The sequence below is a fragment of the Pseudoalteromonas sp. Z1A6 genome (assembly GCF_011378745.1).
Taxonomy (GTDB): Bacteria; Pseudomonadota; Gammaproteobacteria; order Enterobacterales; family Alteromonadaceae; genus Pseudoalteromonas; species Pseudoalteromonas arctica.
Genome location: NZ_WTKW01000043.1, coordinates 1 through 18,113, shown reverse-complemented (window position 1 = coordinate 18,113; position 18,113 = coordinate 1). Strand labels below are relative to the sequence as shown.

At 40.2% G+C, this 18,113-nt stretch carries 17 protein-coding genes and 1 pseudogene; 2 read left to right on the top strand and 16 right to left on the bottom strand.

The features are described from left to right. From GQR46_RS04735 to GQR46_RS04680, 12 genes and pseudogenes are all read right to left on the bottom strand, one after another. Nucleotides 1-328: pseudogene (locus tag GQR46_RS04735) on the bottom strand (hypothetical protein); the annotation flags it as partial. 151 nt (nt 329-479) lie between these two features. Continuing rightward, nucleotides 480-938: a molybdopterin synthase catalytic subunit MoaE gene (moaE, locus tag GQR46_RS04730; protein WP_165727770.1), complete on the bottom strand. Its 459-nt coding sequence runs from the start codon at nt 936-938 to the stop codon at nt 480-482. Next, nucleotides 938-1,228 (bottom strand): MoaD/ThiS family protein, encoded by a 291-nt coding sequence (locus tag GQR46_RS04725; RefSeq protein WP_165727769.1) that lies wholly within the window; start codon nt 1,226-1,228, stop codon nt 938-940. The genes moaE and GQR46_RS04725 overlap by 1 nt, the downstream gene beginning before the upstream one ends. Continuing rightward, nucleotides 1,206-1,676 (bottom strand): cyclic pyranopterin monophosphate synthase MoaC, encoded by a 471-nt coding sequence (gene moaC, locus GQR46_RS04720; protein WP_007585237.1) that lies wholly within the window; start codon nt 1,674-1,676, stop codon nt 1,206-1,208. The genes GQR46_RS04725 and moaC overlap by 23 nt, the downstream gene beginning before the upstream one ends. 1 nt (nt 1,677) lies before the next feature. Next, nucleotides 1,678-2,217 carry a molybdenum cofactor biosynthesis protein B gene (gene moaB / locus GQR46_RS04715; RefSeq protein ID WP_007585240.1) on the bottom strand — a complete coding sequence of 180 codons (540 nt, stop codon included), beginning with the start codon at nt 2,215-2,217 and terminating at the stop codon, nt 1,678-1,680. Next, a complete protein-coding gene (locus tag GQR46_RS04710) occupies nt 2,214-2,912 on the bottom strand; it encodes a molybdenum cofactor guanylyltransferase (protein ID WP_206009461.1) in 699 nt (232 codons plus the stop codon). The genes moaB and GQR46_RS04710 overlap by 4 nt, the downstream gene beginning before the upstream one ends. A gap of 1 nt (nt 2,913) precedes the next feature. Further along, nucleotides 2,914-3,885 (bottom strand): GTP 3',8-cyclase MoaA, encoded by a 972-nt coding sequence (gene moaA, locus GQR46_RS04705; RefSeq protein ID WP_165740171.1) that lies wholly within the window; start codon nt 3,883-3,885, stop codon nt 2,914-2,916. 16 nt (nt 3,886-3,901) lie between these two features. Continuing rightward, on the bottom strand, nt 3,902-6,598 hold the full coding sequence (locus GQR46_RS04700; RefSeq protein ID WP_165740169.1) for a nitrate reductase: 2,697 nt from the start codon (nt 6,596-6,598) through the stop codon (nt 3,902-3,904). A gap of 26 nt (nt 6,599-6,624) precedes the next feature. Next, the gene (locus GQR46_RS04695; RefSeq protein ID WP_165727761.1) at nt 6,625-8,148 is read right to left on the bottom strand and encodes an FAD-dependent oxidoreductase; all 1,524 of its coding nucleotides are present in this window, start codon (nt 8,146-8,148) and stop codon (nt 6,625-6,627) included. Between the two features lie 227 nt (nt 8,149-8,375). Continuing rightward, entirely contained in the window at nt 8,376-9,569 is a 1,194-nt protein-coding gene (locus GQR46_RS04690) for an alginate export family protein (RefSeq protein ID WP_165727759.1), read from the bottom strand. A gap of 9 nt (nt 9,570-9,578) precedes the next feature. Beyond that, a complete protein-coding gene (locus tag GQR46_RS04685; RefSeq protein WP_165740167.1) occupies nt 9,579-11,336 on the bottom strand; it encodes a bifunctional protein-serine/threonine kinase/phosphatase in 1,758 nt (585 codons plus the stop codon). Between the two features lie 13 nt (nt 11,337-11,349). Further along, nucleotides 11,350-12,819 carry a NarK family nitrate/nitrite MFS transporter gene (locus GQR46_RS04680; protein ID WP_165727755.1) on the bottom strand — a complete coding sequence of 490 codons (1,470 nt, stop codon included), beginning with the start codon at nt 12,817-12,819 and terminating at the stop codon, nt 11,350-11,352. 288 nt (nt 12,820-13,107) lie between these two features. On the opposite strand from GQR46_RS04680, the gene moeB reads away from it, so the two are divergent. Further along, entirely contained in the window at nt 13,108-13,866 is a 759-nt protein-coding gene (gene moeB, locus GQR46_RS04675) for a molybdopterin-synthase adenylyltransferase MoeB (RefSeq protein WP_165727753.1), read from the top strand. On the opposite strand, the gene GQR46_RS04670 is transcribed toward moeB, so the two are convergent. From GQR46_RS04670 to modA, 3 genes are read right to left on the bottom strand one after another with little or no spacing between them, the layout of a single operon-like run. Beyond that, nucleotides 13,867-14,895: an ATP-binding cassette domain-containing protein gene (locus GQR46_RS04670; protein ID WP_165740165.1), complete on the bottom strand. Its 1,029-nt coding sequence runs from the start codon at nt 14,893-14,895 to the stop codon at nt 13,867-13,869. It abuts the gene before it with no gap. Nucleotide 14,896: 1 nt separating this feature from the next. After that, a complete protein-coding gene (modB, locus tag GQR46_RS04665) occupies nt 14,897-15,574 on the bottom strand; it encodes a molybdate ABC transporter permease subunit (protein WP_002959821.1) in 678 nt (225 codons plus the stop codon). Continuing rightward, a complete protein-coding gene (modA, locus tag GQR46_RS04660) occupies nt 15,561-16,313 on the bottom strand; it encodes a molybdate ABC transporter substrate-binding protein (protein ID WP_197118787.1) in 753 nt (250 codons plus the stop codon). The genes modB and modA overlap by 14 nt, the downstream gene beginning before the upstream one ends. A gap of 45 nt (nt 16,314-16,358) precedes the next feature. Between modA and glp the strand changes: the two genes are divergently transcribed. Further along, nucleotides 16,359-17,576 carry a gephyrin-like molybdotransferase Glp gene (glp, locus tag GQR46_RS04655; RefSeq protein WP_165740163.1) on the top strand — a complete coding sequence of 406 codons (1,218 nt, stop codon included), beginning with the start codon at nt 16,359-16,361 and terminating at the stop codon, nt 17,574-17,576. Between the two features lie 52 nt (nt 17,577-17,628). On the opposite strand, the gene GQR46_RS04650 is transcribed toward glp, so the two are convergent. Beyond that, complete coding sequence (locus GQR46_RS04650; RefSeq protein ID WP_165740161.1) at nt 17,629-18,081, bottom strand: DUF1311 domain-containing protein; 453 nt, start codon at nt 18,079-18,081, stop codon at nt 17,629-17,631. Nucleotides 18,082-18,113: the final 32 nt, after the last annotated feature.

The following is an 18,113-nucleotide window of genomic DNA, read 5'->3' as shown; positions in this document are numbered from 1 at the left end:
TATGCTCAATAGAGTCAAAAATTTCTTTCTCTAGTGTATTTTCATCTTGGGACTTAAACTGATTAATTAACTCTGGAAGTGAGGTTACGTAATTTTCATTATCTAAAATGTTACCTTCCATTTTACTAATGTTATTTACACTATCAATTGATGTATATGTTCTAACAGTAATAAATAAAGCTAATACGGCTATACAAAAGCTTACTGTTGATATGGTAAAGCTTAGTAAATCTTTACCTTCTTTTAAATCATATACCCATACAGCAAGAAAAGCTGAAAGTAGAACAAGTAATAATATTGTAAAGTATAACATTTTTGATGTGCGCATATGTCTTCCAGACTTGGGTCGAGCTAACAATCTAATATTGCTGATTTATAACACGAAAAACGCAGACTTCACACGCAAACTGAGAGTTACATAAGTTATTTATTATCAAGCTGTAAAGCCTTTACTGAACGTAAATAATTAAATATTTTTATCACCCTTCCCATTTGCCCAGCGCTTGTTTGTCACTTTGTTTAAACTCAACCCAGTTTGATGAGTCTTTAAAGTGCTCTTTTTTCCAAAACGTGGCGTGGTTTTTTAAATAATCCATTATAAATTGTGCGCCTTCGAACGCGGCTTGTCGATGGCGGCTGGTCACGCCTACAAATACAATTTGCTCGCCAAGTGCTAAGTAACCAACGCGATGAATAATGCATATTCTCGCCAGTTGCCAGCGAGTTTGTGCTTGCTCTGCAATAGATTGAAGAAGTTGCTCGGTCATACCAGGGTAGTGCTCAAGCTCAAGTGCAGTAACGTTATCGCCACTGCTGAACTCTCTTACCAAACCTGTAAAGGTGACAACAGCGCCATCGCTTTTGTTATTACTACAAAGCGTATTGTGCTCGTCACCTACATTAAAATCATTGGTTTGTACTTGAATATGTATGCTCATTAGCCACCTGTAACCGGCGGGAAAAAGGCAAGCTCATCCCCTGCTTTCACTATTTCGTCGCTTGATGACATAGTTTGGTTAAGCGCTGCAAGTAGCTCACGCTCCTCAAGCCACGGTTGCCAATGCGGGTATTGGCTAACTAATCTTAATTTAAGCTCTGAAATACTAAGCGGCTGCTCAATCTCAAGGCTTAATTTACTGCACTTTAACCGCTCTTTTAGTTGCCCAAAAAACAATAACTCTACTTTTCCGGCGCTAGCTATAGGATTAATCTCGCTGCCAACTGCCATTTTTGCCCCCAGCTTTTTGAGTAACGCGCATGCCGCTAATTTCCATTAGTGGGTCGGCTGCTTTACACATATCAAACAAAGTAAGGCTAGCCACAGATACCGCCGTTAGCGCTTCCATTTCGACCCCGGTTTTACCGGCAAGTTTGCAGTAGCTGGTTATTTTAATTTGGCTGTTTGCTTCATCAAGTTCAAAATCAACAGCGACTTTAGTAAGTGCAAGCGGATGACAAAGCGGGATTAAATCAGCGCACTTTTTAGCGCCTTGAATACCCGCAATACGTGCCACGCCTAACACATCACCCTTTTTGTTTTGATTAAGCATTACTTGCTCAAAAGCAAGCTTGCTCATGCTAATAAATGCTTCAGCTGAGGCATCGCGCAAGGTAACGTCTTTGAGCGATACATCAACCATATTAGCTTGACCGTTTTCGTCTACGTGGCTTAACATACTATTGCTCACGCGATTCACACTTTTTACCAATGGTAATGTGCGGTACAAAGTTACACGGTTTATGCATTGAGTTAAGTTGATCTTTTATAATGCCTGTCCACGCTGTTTTACATGCGCCTGTAGAGCCTGGCATACAAAAAATAACGGTGTTGTTAGCAAGTCCTGCAAGTGCACGAGATTGAATAGTTGAGTTACCAATTTCACCGTACGATATATGTCTAAATAGCTCACCAAAGCCGTCTACGCTTTTATCAAACAGCGGCGCAAATGCCTCAGGTGTTGAATCACGTTCGGTAAATCCTGTACCACCAGTCACTAAAATAGCGTGAATGGTGTCGTCGGCTATCCACTGCGATGCAATAGCGCGCATTTGGTAAACATCATCTTTTACAATTTCTTTATCCGCTAAGTGATGACCCGCCTCAGTTAGCGCTTTAATTAAGTAATGACCAGAAGTATCGGTAATCGCATCGCGCGTGTCGCTTACTGTAAGTACGGCAATGTTTAAAGGTATTTGTGTATCGCTTGTGTGGCTCATAATGTTCTTCTTAATTGATTAATGCTTTGGTCAAAATGCTCATTTACAGCTTTAAATTGCGCCGGTGTATTGGTGTTTATTAATGCATGCGCTTTATTACATAAAAGCGTTTGCACACCAATACTTTGGGTAAACTGTTTTATTGATTTATGACTGTTTGCGTTTGTGAGTATGTGTTTTAAATGATTTTTTACACTGCTTGTATTACGAATATACAGCGGTAGCGGTTCATTTTCAAAGTGCCAAGCATGTATTTGTGACTGATTTAATTGATTGCTCACACTTTGTACGTTATTTGACTGAGAAGCCAGCACTATTGTGCTTAACAAACTACTTGTAAGCAGTGGCATATCTACCGCAGTAATAAGTAAATCGTGATCGGTGGCTATTAATGTTGAGTAAATTCCGCCAAGGGGTCCACTGTTTGGGTATATATCTTTAACGTACTTTTCTGAAGGATAATCGCTCGGCGAGTAATGGCTCGATGACTTGGCTGAATTTGTAACATTACGGCTAATAAGTATATTTTTAGCGCCTGCATCTTTTAATAAATCACACGCATTTTGTAATAGCGTTTTATTTTTTAAAACTAAATCGGCTTTATCTGTGCCCATTCTTGATGACTTACCACCAGCCAGCACAACGCCTGTAAAATCTGGCTTAACTTTCATATTAGATTTTATATAAGCTGCCATATTAGCCACCTAACATGGCTAAGTGAGTTGTCGCACCTGTTAAGCGTTTATCAAGTTCATGGCTTATTTCTTTATTGCCCATAGCAGCTTGAATAGCCTTTACGGTCGCTGCAGTATCGTCCTCATTTAGTAGTTCTCGTAAATCTATACCTTGCTCGGCAAACAAGCATAAGTGTAATTTACCCAGCGCCGACACCCTTAAGCGATTACAACTTTTACAAAAATCTTTACTGTACGGCATTATTAAACCAATACGACCATCGTAATCGGGATGACAAAATTCCTCAGCGGGTCCGTTTAATTTCCCTCTAACTACTTGTAACCAACCTTGGTCGAGTAATTGGGCTTTAACCGTTTGCCCACTTAAGTGGTTCTCTTCAAAAAAGGTGGCGCCGTCACCTGTTTCCATTAACTCTATAAAGCGCACCGTAACTTTGTGGTGTTTTACCCACGCTAAAAAATCCTTCAATTGGTTTTTATTAAACTGCTTAGCAAGCACTGCATTTATTTTTATATCTTTTATGCCCAGCTCTACCGCGCGTTCAATCCCTTTTAAAATAAGGTTAAGTTTGTCGTGCCCTGTTATGAGTTTAAACATACTCGGATTTAAACTATCAATACTTACATTAAGCGCATCGAGCCCTGCTTCAGCAAATTCATCAATTTTCTTTAATAAATTAAACCCATTGGTAGTCATGGCTACTTTTTCTATGCCTGGCGTATTTTTACAGAGCTTTATAATTTCGGTTACGTCGTTTCGCAAGCACGGTTCGCCACCTGTAATGCGCACTTTTTTAGTACCTAGCTCTGCAAACGCATTTACTAAGGTGCTAATTTCGTTTTTATTTAAAAAATTACGTGGTGTATCGCACTGATACCCGTTTGGTAAACAATAACTACAACTAAAATTACATACATCGGTTATTGAGAGGCGCAAATAGTTAAACTGCCGACCAAATTGATCATTAAGCATATGCTTCCTTTTTTCTTTACATTACAACCGCAACATCAATGCTGCTAGAACCTGCTTTGTAATGTTGTTTTATTAATTGGCTTAATTGCGTTTTACACGAACCACAGTTCGTTCCACATTTAAGTTCAGACCCCAATTGCTCGACTGTGTTTGCACCGTTTTTAATGGCGTTTATAATTGGCTGCTCTCTTACTTTAAAGCAGCTACACACTTGTGCACCTTGGGTAAATTCTTCATCGGGAGTTGCATAAAGTAGTGACTGTAACTGTGTAAAAGTCAGTAACGGCTCTGCAAATAGATGATTTATCCACTCAAGTGATATTTCTTTTTGCTCGTTAGAAATAACACCAACAAACGCTAATTGATCGTTTTGAATACATTGCACGTGCATGGCTTTTGCCGTATTCATAGCCGACCACTGCCCTTGTAAACCAGTTAAGGTTTGGCAGTAATACAGTAAATCACTTTGTGGCTCATTAAGCGCCAATTGGTAATTAAAGCAATTGCTTGCATTAACTTTGAGCCAAAAATCACTGTCTATAACAAGTTCGTTTTTAGCAAACAGCTGCATATATTGCACAAAGGGTGCTTTAACTATATTAACAGCGCCGTGTTTGCACTCAGCCTGACCAGATAGAGGGTCAACTACCGATTGATACAACCCACTTACTGTTGCTGACGATGCAAATTGCTTATTCCAATGAATAGGCATAAAGCATTCACCTTTTCGCACCGAATCGGTTACTTTTGCATGCGCGGTAACCTGCCCTGTTTGGGCAATCGCACTTATTAAATCGTTTTGCTTAATTGCTAATTTACTGGCATCAAGCGGATTAATTTCAATGTACGGCCGTGTAATATGCGATGAAAGCGCAGTGCTTTTACCCGTGCGGCTCATGGTATGCCATTGGTCGCGTATACGTCCTGAGTTCATTACAAACGGGTAATCACTTGATGTTTTTTGCACCGGTAATTGCGGCGTTATGGCTATAAAGCGTGCTTTTTTATCAGCGGTGCTAAATTGGTTATTTGTAAAAACCTGACCATTTTTATAAGGCTGATTTTTAACAACAGGCCACATAATGGGTTTTAAATTATCATACTGATTTTGTGTGAGCCCAACTAAACCAGAGAGATTTAATAATCGGCTGCCGTTATTTTCAAAGTCGGTTAATTGTGCCCATTCTTCAAAAATGCCACTAGGGTCTGTAAAGTCAAACCCTTCAAAGCCCATTTTTTTAGCAACATCGCACATAATTTGCCAATCGTTTTTAGCTCCCGAATAAGGCGCTACTAACGGGCGTTGCCTTGATATTCTGCGCTCTGAGTTAGTTACTGTGCCGTTTTTTTCACCCCATCCGGTTGATGGAAAAGCAACATCGGCAAATTTTAACGTATCACTTTTTGCAATACAGTCAGATACAACCACCAGCTCGCAGGTCTCTAATGCTTTTTTAATAGCGGCGTTATTGGGCAAACTCACCATTGGATTTGTTGCCATTATCCACACTGCTTTTATTTTGCCTGCGGCTATTTCATCAAACATATCGATGGCATTGCTGCCTGCTTTTGTAGCGATAGTTGGCGAGAGCCAAAAGCGTTGTACAAGTGATTGATGTGCTTCGTTTTCAATATCTAAATGCGCCGCTAACTGATTAGCCAAACCACCTACTTCGCGCCCGCCCATCGCATTGGGTTGCCCCGTAATCGAAAACGGACCGTTGCCTGGTTTAAGTAATTTACCTGAGGCTAAATGCGCATTAATAATAGCGTTGCATTTATCTACACCCGAACTTGATTGATTTATACCCATTGAGTAAAAGCTAATCGCACTTGGGCTGTTAGCAAATAGCGCGTAAAACTCAGTTACTTGCTCAATTGCTATATCGCAAAAATCGCTAACTGCCTCACAACTCCATTTTGTTGCCTCTTGCAGTGCGCTTTCAAAGCCGTTTGTGTGCTGATCAATAAATTGCGTATCGAGGTGGTTATGCTCATGTAAATAATTAAGTAAACCGTTATAAAGTGCGGCGTCACTGCCTGGTTTTATATTTAAAAATGTGTCGGCAAGCTCAGCTGTGTCAGTTTTACGCGGATCAATAACCACCACTTTCATATTTGGGTTAAGTTGCTTTGCACGCTCCATTCGCTGATACAAAACCGGATGAGTCCACGCTGCATTAGAGCCAATTAAAATAAGCAGCTCAGTTTGCTCTAAATCCTCGTAGGTACACGGCACTACGTCTTCACCAAAAGCCCGTTTATAACCTGCCACAGCAGACGACATACACAGGCGCGAATTTGTATCAATATTGCCTGAGCCTATGTAGCCTTTCATTAATTTATTAGCGATGTAGTAATCTTCAGTAAGTAACTGCCCTGACACATAAAAAGCCACCGCATCGGGTCCGTGCTTTTGTATTATGTCGTTAAATTTATTGGCAACATGGTCGGTGGCTTCATCCCACGTGGCTGCTTTATTATTAATGAGGGGCGACATTAAGCGATTATCACTGCCTGTGGTGTCGAGCAAATGGGTGCCTTTTACACATAAACGACCAAAGTTTGCGGGGTGCTCTCGCATGCCTTCAAGCTTAGTTGGCACATTATTAAAAAGTGAAATATCAACACCACACCCTACACCACAGTAAGCACATGTTGTTTGTTTTAAACTCGTTTTATTTATAGTTGGTGACGTGTTTACGGTTGCCATACTGCTCTCTTTTAGTGTGCTTTAATTTATGCGGGCTGTTTAACAGGCTCATTAAGAGTAACTACGTTAATAGTGTTACTTGCTTTAGCGAGTGCGCTGTTTATTACGTTTTGAACGAGCTTTTCACAACCTCCACAGCCTGTACTGGCTTTGGTGCTTTGCTGCACACTTGCTAGGTCTATAAAGCCTTTAGCGACTGTTTGTTCAATGGTGTGTTTAGTTACTTTATGACAAGCGCAAATAATAGCGTCATCAGGCAAGTCGTCGGCGCTTAGCTCTGCGATATCGCCGGCAAGGGGCATAATGAGCGCTTCGGGGGCGGTGGTAAGTTCAATGTCGTTTAAATGATATTGCAGTAAATTATCGTAATCGCTGGTATCGCCAACAAGCACGGCGCCAATCAGTTTATTACTTTGTGAATTAGTGACTACTTTTTTATAAATGCCATTGGGTTGGTCTTCAAAGTAATAGCTTATTGCGCCTTCGCTGCGTGCATGTGCATCGCCAATAGAGCCCACTTCAACACCCATTAATTTAAGCTTGGTGCTCATATCGGCACCACTGAACTCATCGGCTTTATTGTCTAAGCCATTACTTTGCAAGGAACCTTGCTGGGTCTGTTGTAAAATATGCCCAACTGCAATTTTAGCCATGGCGTAACCGGGTGCCACTAAGCCAAAAATAAAATTATTCCACAGTGCACATTCACCAATTGCGTATATGTTTTTATCGCTCGTTTGGCAGTGGTTATTAATTACAATACCGCCGCGCTCGCCTAACTCTAAATTAAACTCGCGGGCTAAATTATCATAAGGGCGAATACCTGCTGAGAATACAATCATATCGGTTTCAAGGGTTTTACCGCCCTTAAAACACATTTTGTAACGGCAGTTCTCACCCTCTACTATCTCCTCAGTTGCTACCGATGTATGCACAGTAACGCCTAAATCTGTAATTTTGTTTTTTAGTAGCCGACCGCCACCCGCATCAACTTGTACGCCCATAAGTTGCGGTGCAAATTCTATTACGTGAGTCTGTAAACCCAATTGCTTTAATGCGTTTGCAGCCTCAAGACCCAGTAAACCGCCACCAATTACCACGCCTACTTTACTACCGTGGGCTGAGTTTTTTATTGCGTGTAAATCGTTAATGGTCCGATAAACAAGGCAATGCTCACGATCTTTACCCGGTATAGGAGGTACAAATGGAAATGAACCTGTAGCAAGCACAAGCTTGTCGTATTCAAACGACTCCCCTTTAGCGGTCGTTACAGTTTGCGCATCACGATTTATGTCAACCACTTTAGAATGAGTATGAAAGCGTACTTGCCAATCGTCATAGGTTTTATTGCATGTAAGTGCGAGGTCGTCTGCGGTTTTACCTTTAAAAAAAGACGATAATTGCACGCGGTCATACGCTAAACGGTCTTCACCGCTTAATACCGTAATTTCAAATTGCTCATCAGCTTGATTTTGAGAAACCAGCTGCTGCACAAAATGGTGCCCCACCATTCCGTTTCCTACTACTACAACACGCTGCTTACTTAGCATTTACTCACCTTAAAATGATATCTACTTTAGTAATTGACTAAAATTGAAATCGAATGATTTGTTATAGGTTTGTTATAGCAATATGTAAGCCAAATATATAAGCATTTAAAATCAGTAAGTTGCCTACATTGGTGCAGAGGTGAAAAGCGTAAAGCCCCACAAGATGGTGCAACTGCACCATCTTGTGTCGCTATAAATTACAAGAGGATTTTAGAAGATAGTGAGGGTTAAAATTTAGCGCTCATCCATACCCATAATTTTTGAGTATCGACTTTATTAGCAGCGGTATCGCCCGCTGAGTAATCAGCGTATTTAACACCCACTGCGTATTGTTTATTAATAGGTTTAACGTATTGTACGTTTAGCTCACTGCCTAAATCGTCAACCCCATTTGATTGCTCATTAGCATCAAAACTGTGATAAGCCACCAACCATTTTCCGTCAAACGCTTTACCATTTAAGCTTATGTAAGTGTCGTCCAAGCCTTGTGCGGGTGTATTTAAAAACGTATCTGCCCAACCATTAAATTTATGTAACGTGGCAAGTGGTGTTGCAAACCCGTAATCGCCATTATCAGAGCCAAGTGACTCTATGCCAACTTTTAATGTTACTGTTTTTATACCCAAACCATTTAAATCAACAGCGCCTTCAAGTGCATAGTAATCGGCATCAAAATCACTCACGCTTGTTGACGCAGACTGCGTTGCATACTCCGCTTTGTAATAAAATTTTATGTCGTTTAGGGTTTTATTACCGTTAAAAGAGACGCCATAAGTGTCTAAACTGTCGTCTTGTAGTGCATCGTCACTTAATAAGTAACTGTATAAAACCACTTTACCGTAGTCTGTTTTAAAGCTTGCATTAATAAGATGATCGGACGATTTAATGTCTTTATCGTCAGCAAATATGCGGTTACGCTTATTTAAATAACTGTATTGTAAATCTATGTTATTAAATGCGTAATTAATGGTTGCTGCATCAAAGGTTTGTCTGTCTTGGCGCCAACCTACGTGCCCAACAAAACGCTGCCCATCAAGGGCTATTACTTGGCGTCCTACTTTTAGCGATAGACCATCGCGGGCATATTTAACAAAACCTTGGTCAATCTCAGTGTTTTCTGGGTCTGCAATAACAGAGTAATTAGTGTTTTTTCCCACCGTATTATTGTAATCATCTACGCCTAATAGGCTGCGAGTATCTTCTACTTCAATAAGGGCTGAAAAACCATTCACCTCGTCTGTTTGATGCGTTAAGCGGGTTCTAAGTGTTAAGCCGCTTGCATCTTTTAAAGCATTGTTTTGATCAACGCTTTCAAAACGCAGTCTAAAATCAAGATCCGTTTGCGCAGCAAAGCTTATTGAAGGCGCAGTGAAGCAACCCAGTATAAAAATAATAGGTAAGTTGTTCTTATAGTTAAGCATTTTGGTTCTCTACGTTTTAATTATTAATACACATACCAAAGCAATAAATAAACACAGCGAAATACATTTCCACACCATAACTGGATCGCGTTTCATTATTGAGCTTTTATTAGCGGTACTTTCTAAATAAGGATTAGGTTTGTTGATATCGTTTATAAACTCAGAAAAAGCTTGGTATCTGAGTTCTGGTTTAGGGGCAAGCGCTTTCATAAGGGCTTGATCTAACCAAAACGGAATATCGGCTCTGTATTTACGAATACTTGTGTAGTGCCAATGGCTGTAATCTTTTGGCGCTACGTGGTTAAGTGGCAATGGTTTGTAAGGCAATTTTGAGCACAATAACTCGTATGCAATAACGCCAAGTGAAAACAAATCACTTTTAAAATCGGCGTGCATAGTAATAAGTGTTTCGGGTGCGGTGTAGTCGGCAGTGCCTTGTGGGCAATCATCCGCAATTTGCTTAACCGACTCGTCCATAGCCGCAACACTTACAGTGCCGTAATCAATGAGCGTTACTTTTCCGTGCGCATCTATCATTACGTTATCGAGTTTTAAATCACGATGTACCATATCGAGTCGCTGAAACGCCCTTAGTGCATGTACTATTTGTTCAATAATACTGCGCACTTGGGTTATTTCTGGGTGCGGCACGTCGTGCTTCCAATCACTAAGTGTTTGTCCGTCCATGTACTCACAAATATGATACAAAAAACGACTCTGCGATTGCGTGCTTAGTACTTTCATCACGTTAAGGTGGTTTATGCGTTGCCCTACCCAGCCTTCTCTTATAAAGCCTTGAAGGTAGTGCACATCATCTTCAAAATTAACCGAAGGTGCTTTTAAAACCACTGGCGGTATATCGGGCGCTTGTTGCACTAAATAAATATGCGAGCGACTACTGGCATGCAATTTACGGATAACCGTGTAGCCATCAATTTTTTGTCCAACATTAAGCGCAGGTGGAATTTTTCGTCGTGTTAGCGAATGATAAAGCTCATCTAACTTTTGCTCGGCAATATTTTCTACTTTTACAAGCAAACAACTTACGTTGTCGTCACTACCTCGCGCTAATGCAAGTTCGGTAATTGCTTTAGCCGCATTTTCTAAATTAGTGTGCTCCAAATTAACGTGTTCATTAATTAATTTAGCTATATCACTACGTGGGAGCACATCGTGTACGCCATCGCAGGTTAATATATAAATATCGTCTGCTTTTAGGTCAACTTCGTATACATCTATTTCTTGATGAAGTTGTGCGCCAAGTGCACGCGTTAGCGTATCGTTTACTTTGTGATCCCGTGTTATTGCCTCTATTTTATTTCCTCGCAAGCGAGTAATACGCGTATCACCTAAGTGAAATATATAACCCGTTGCCGACTTTAAAATAAGTGCTGTAAAAGTCGTCATCCAATCGGCTTGGCGCTGACCTAAGTGATTGTAATTAACTGATTGCGAATAAAGCCACTGATTTAAACTTGCTAACACCTTCGACACTGACTTTTTAACCGCCCAACTTTCGGGGGTATTTAAATACTCATTTATAAAATGAGTAACCGAAAGTTGAGACGCTTGTTTAGCATTTTTTGCTGATGAACACCCATCGGCTAAGCAGGCAATAACGCCTTTAGACTCTTTTTCTTGCGCTTTGGTATTAAGAGCAGCAAACGCATCTTGGTTTTCTGCTTTTAACCCTTTAGCGCTGTGCCCGCCAAATGAAACGTTGAGTTCATTTTCAAGCGCTTTAGCTTGGTGTGTTTCATCAAACATAGTCAATAATGCCTTAAGTCACTGAAATAAGTTCAACGGTGCCGTCTTCATTTACTTCGGTAATGTGTCCGTCTGGTTCTTTCATAAAAAACAGTGCGCCTAAGCCAAGTAATGCACTACCCGCAATAATGAAAAAGAAGGTTTGATAATCAACAAGTGATAATGCCGTTAAGTACACTACTGCACCAACATTACCGTAAGCACCTGTCATTCCAGCTATTTGCCCAGTTAAACGACGCTTAATTAGTGGTACTGCGGCAAATACAGCGCCTTCACCAGCTTGCACAAAGAACGAACATGCCATAGCTGCAACAACTGCAAGCCATAAAGGCCAAGATGCATCAACTAAGCCCATTACAAAATAACCAACAGCAAGACCCATTGTAAGTACAATAAGGGTAATACGACGACCTAATTTATCTGAAATCCAACCGCCACCAGGGCGAGATGCTAAGTTCATGAATGCGTAAGCAGAGGCTAAAATACCGGCATACACCATATCAAGCGCAAACACATCCATAAAAAACAGCGGCAACATAGAGACAACCGCAAGCTCAGAACCAAAGGTTGTAAAATATAAAATATTTAAAACAGCTACTTGCTTAAACTCATAACGATGCGACTCGGGTACAGGCTCTTTAAAAATATGACCATTTACGTCAAAGGTTTTATACACTTCGTAAATATAAAGCAGAACTAAAAAAGCATACACGGCAAGTACAAAATTAGCCGAAATTAGGTTAGCACCAGTTGGTGAAAGCTTCCAAGTAAGTAATGCTAATGCGCCGTACATAGGAATTTTCATAATAAGCAGTAATACAAAGTCGCCTTTACTGGTTACTTCCATTGCGCCTACTTTTTTAGGTTTAAAGTATGTACCGCCTTTTGGTGTATCGGTTACATTTAGGTACCAAATAATACCAAATATAACGCTTAATACACCGGTTAAACCTACTGCATAACGCCAACCATCTTCGCCACCAAACATTAGTGCAATAATTGGCAATAACATAGCCGCTGCTGCTGATCCAAAATTACCCCAACCGCCATAAATACCTTCCGCTATACCCAACTCATTAGCAGGAAACCATTCACTCACCATACGAATGCCCACAACAAAGCCAGCACCAATAAAGCCTAAAGCAAAGCGCGCTATTGCGGCTTGCTCAAATGTAGTTGCCATAGCAAACATAAAACATGGAATACTACAGCTAATAAGTAGTGCCGCATAAACAATACGGGGACCAAATTTATCGGTTAGCATACCCACCACAACACGCGCTGGAATAGTTAACGCTACATTTAAAATTAGTAATGTTTTAACTTGTGCCATGGTGATCCCAAGTGAACCCGCTATGGCACCTAATAAAGGAGCATGGTTAAACCATACAAAAAATGACACAAAAAAGACCATCCAACTTAGATGCAATACTTTCATTTTTCCGCTAAACGATATTAGGTTAAACCCAGAACTCGGTTGCATGTTTATTTTCCTCGTAAACGTATTATTGTTTTATTAATGCCCCACCCTTTTATATGAGTAGCAGCCCAATGTTTGTTAAATTTAAGTTAACCCGATATAGCAATTACTGAGCCACTAATTAAAAACCATAAATTTCAGATAGTTACATGCAACAGTTGTTTTTATACGTTATAGTTGCACTATATGAGTGAAGGGCTCTGGGTTGTTAGAGTGCAAATAAAAAGCGTTACTACTTGCTCTTGGATTTAACAACTTGGTATTGTTCAAAAAAAGGTTGAGATTTTAAAAATGCAAAAGCCACCATTAACTTACCAGCAGCAACTGCGCTATTCTCGGCACATTATGCTGCCGCAGCTTGATATAGACGGACAAGAGCAGCTATGGCAATCGCATGCTTTAATTATTGGTGTGGGTGGGCTTGGGTGTGCGGTAGGTCAATACTTAGCGGCATCTGGCGTTGGGACGCTTACCTTAGTTGATAACGATGAAATAGACGTGACCAACCTGCAAAGGCAAATACTGTATAAAGAAAGTGATATTGGTAGTTCAAAATGCAGTGCTGCTAAAAAACAGCTTAACGCGCTTAATAGTGAAATAGACATAAACACCATTGAGGAATTTTTTGATACAAGTACCTCTACAGAACAATTATTTAATAACATTGATATAGTGATTGATTGCTCAGATAACCTAGCAACGCGCAATGCACTTAATAGCGCCTGTTTTAAAGCTAAAGTTCCGCTAGTGTCAGGCTCTGCAATACGTATGGAAGGACAAGTCGCGTGTTTTACTATGGATGAAAACAGCCATTGTTATGGCTGTTTATCACAATTTTTTAGTGAACAAACACAAAGCTGCTCTGAATCCGGCGTGCTTTCCCCAATTGTGGGGCTAATAGGCAGTATTCAGGCTACTGAAGCGCTAAAAATGCTTGCTGGTTTGCCAAGTGGTTTAAGCGAGCACTTACTGCTGGTGGATGGCTTAAGCATGGAGTTTAATCGTTTTAAAATAGCTAAAAACAGTCAATGTGCGGTGTGCAGCATTTAGTTATTCTAGATTACTGATTGTTGTATAAAACACATCGCCCACTTTAAAGTCGTTTTTGTCCCACACTCGTCTTGAAGCCAAGCAATACAAAGTTTGCCCATCTACATTAAGCGTTAACTGCCACTTATTATTAATAAGCTCAGCCTGAGTTAATACCGACATTAAAACATTACTGTGCGTTGTTTGCTCAGGTTTTAACGCACTAAACGACATTTGCTCACTTTCTATAATTAGCTTATTACTGCTATCTACAAGTTCAGGAAGCACAAAAAGCGGCTGCTCACTTTGCTGTAATTGCAATTGATATAGCCCGTAGTTTTCATCAAATTTAACCACATCGTAATTAATTAAGCTCAGCGGTGTTTGCCTATCGTTTGCATAAATAGCTTTTGCAACGTGCGCACTCGCACCTTGGTTTATCACCTTACCTTTATCAAGCTGAATAAGGGTATCGCAGCAAAATAGCAGCTCTTTTAATGAGTGACTTACTATTATAAATTTAATATTAAACTTAACTGCAAACTCGCTAAGTTTAGTGAGCGTTTTAAAACGCAATGACCAATCAAGTGCACTAAAAGGCTCATCAAGCATTATAAATTTTTGACCTGCTAACAGCGTACGCGCAAATACTACACGTTGGCGTTCGCCACCCGATAAGCTTTGTACGTCACGGTTTAGTAAGTCTTGTAATTCAAGTGTTTTAACAACGTATTCTATCGTTAAGCTGGTTTGCTTATTCCCGCAGTGTTTTTGTGTAAACGCTAAATTACCTGCCACATCTAAATGAGGAAACAACGGGCACGATTGCAACTGAAGCGTAATACCGCGTTTATCGCTTGGTAACTCATGCACTGCCTGATTGTTTACATAAACACTTTTTGCAGGCTCTAAACCGCTAATACAACGCAGTAATGTTGACTTACCCGAGCCAGAAGGCCCGTAAACACCCAATACATTAAACGACTCAAGCTCAAGGTTTATATCTAAATCAAAATTATTGAGTGCTTTAAAAAGGCTTAACTTAATCATGTTATTGCTTAACCCCTACAATGCTTTTATTAAACTTAAATAACAGCACTAAACAGGCAAACGAAATAGCCAGTAAAATAAGTGAAAGCTGATGCGCCGCCGTATAATTTAACGATTCAACATGGTCATAAAGCGCAATAGACACCACCTGTGTTTGCCCCTGAATATTGCCGCCAATCATTAATACCAAACCAAACTCACCCAATGTGTGCGCAAAGCCTAAAGCAAATGCGCTACCAATACTGGGTTTTAAAAGCGGAATAATTAAATGCACAAAGCGTTTAAACGGGCTTAACCCAAGCGCAATGGCTGCTTCGTTATAGGTTTGATTAATATGCTTAAACCCAGCCACAAGAGGCTGCATTACAAAAGGCAGCGAATAAAAAAGCGAGCCAATAACCACGCCCTGAAAACTAAACGCAAGCTGAGTACCCGTTAGCCAAAACCAAAACTGCCCAAAAGCGTGATCAGGCGAAAACAAAACAAGTAAGTAAAACCCTAATAACGTAGGCGGCAGCACTAAAGGCATTGCAATTAATGCCTCTAAAAATGGTTTAAATTTACCGTTATAGCCAGCGAGCTTGTAAGCCAGTGGAATACAAAAAACAAGAAGGAGCACTGCGGTTATAAAGGCAAGTTTTATAGTTAACCACAGCGCGGTTAAATCACTTTGAAGCATTGTTGTCCTTTATTCTGTAACCTAATTCAATTAACTGCTGCTGCGTAGCCTGCGTCATTAAAAATTGCATGAGTTGCTTAGCGCTAGCACGCTTTTTAGTCGACTTAATAATAACGCCTTGTTGAATTATATCGGGATATTGATTTGTAGGCAGCACGGTGTAATCTAAATATTTTTGATCTTGCGTGTTACTGTAAGCTGCCTTTAGTGATGAAACAGCCACCAGCCCTATTCCTACATTACCACTTTGCACAAACTGAAATGCATGCGTAATATTATTACCGTACACATAATTTACTGGCTTTTTAAAATGGTTATTCGCGTAGTGCTCTGAGGCACGCCCGTATGGTGAAAAACGCGGATTAGCAATGGCTACTTTATCATTTACTTTTTCAGCTTTGGGTTGCCACAAAGCAAGTTCGCCTAACGCGTAAGTGATTAAGCTACTTTGCTCGGCATAGCCTTCTTTAATAAGTGATTGCGGTCGAAAATCGTCAGCCGATAAAAACACATCAAATGGCGCACCATGCACTATTTGCGAATATAAAACACCGCTAGAAGCGGCTGATATTTTCACGTCAACATTAGGTAATGGGGATTTTTTTAGTAGGGTTTGCAATACAGTTTTAAAATTACTCGCTACGGCTACTTGCAGCGTTTCTTTTGCGTTTACGCCGCACGAAAGCATGCATGCTATAAGCAAAAAATAACCCAACCATGTATTGTAAAGCTTTGACATTATAAGTATTGTTTCAAAATAAAATGATTTAAGTAAGCAATATATATGAACGATGTTTGCAATGCACCCGGTTTATTGCCAATTGAAACTGCAATACAAAATATACTTGGCTCAATAACGCCTGTTAAAGACGTTGAAACCATCACTATAATGCAAAGCGTTGATCGCGTTTTAGCAAGCGATGTTAAATCAACTATAAACGTACCAGCTCATAACAACTCCGCAATGGATGGCTATGCGCTATGTATTTCAGATAAAAGCTTAACCTATACACAAGTAGGTAGCGTGTTTGCAGGGCAAGTTTTTGAAGAAACGCTTACCCCAGGGCAATGCGTAAGAATAATGACCGGCGCCGCCATTGCACCTGGCGCTAATGGCGTTGTAATGCAAGAAAACGCCTCGGTTGATGGCGACAAAATTACATTTACTGCGCAACCTGAAGTAAATGAAAACGTGCGTTTTGCTGGCGAAGATATTGCAATTGACGATGTTATTTTAAAAGCAGGCGATAAATTAAAAGCCGTTGATGTGGGGCTACTTGCATCTTTAGGAATTGCCAATATAGACGTGGTAAGAACCCTAAAAATAGCCGTGCTTTCTACAGGCGATGAGCTAATAGAACCTGGTCAGCCTCTTAAGCAAGGCGCTATTTTTGAAAGTAACCGCGCTGTTATTATTAGTGCGCTGCAACAAAAAAATATAGACGTGCTTGATTTAGGAATTATCCCTGATGACAAAGAACTCATCACTAATGCATTTTTAAAAGCGAATGAACTTGCCGATGCTGTAATAAGCTCAGGCGGTGTATCGGTTGGTGAAGCTGACTTTACTAAAGAAGTGCTCAACGAAATTGGCGAAATTCACTTTTGGAAAATAGCCATGAAACCAGGCAAACCTTTTGCCTTTGGTAAACTAGCTAACAGTTACTTTTTTGGCTTGCCAGGTAACCCTGTGTCGGCTGCAGTTACGTTTAATCAGTTAGTAGAGCCGGCACTGCAAAAGCTGTCGGGTCTTGGTGAAGTAAACCCTAAAATGCGTTTTAACGCTGTTACTACATCCGTTATTAAAAAGCGCCCAGGAAGAGCCGACTTTCAACGCGGTACAGCAACAATTAACAAGCAAGGTGACTTGATGGTTGCCCCGTTTAATAAACAGGGCTCGGGTGTACTTTCGTCGCTTAGTAAAGCTAACTGCTTAATTGTAGTGCCAGCACAAAGCGGCAATATCGAAAAAGGCGCAACAGTAAGTATTGAGTTGCTATAAGCCTAAAATGCTACAGCTAACTGTATAATTTAGCTGTAGCGCTATGTAGGTCTTAAAATATTTTTATATTTAATGTTTGAATTAAACAATTTAACTTTTCGCTACGCCCTACAAACTCTTCTTTGCTCAATTTATTAACACACTTTAGCGCATTTATAGTCGCAAAGTATCTATCATAACTTAGGCTTCTTTCGCATTTAACACTATACGTTGAGGGCCACGAGCCACCAGCACCTGTTGCTACTCCAACAACATTACATGTAGCATCTATATACTGCTCCCATGCTGATATTTGCGCTTTAACTGCATCAACTTGGTAATCATCAGTTAGTTGCGCGTAAATTTCATCCATCATTTTACTGATTTTAGTTTTGTATCTATTACCCTCTAAATTATAAGTATTGCCGGTGTGCATTGCACCGCCTTCTGGCCAACCATCAGCGCTTTGTGCAAATGCGCCAAATGATGAAATAGCAAAAGCAAACCCAATAATAATTTTATTCATTTTAAATCTCTTTAATACCAATCTGCTTATAT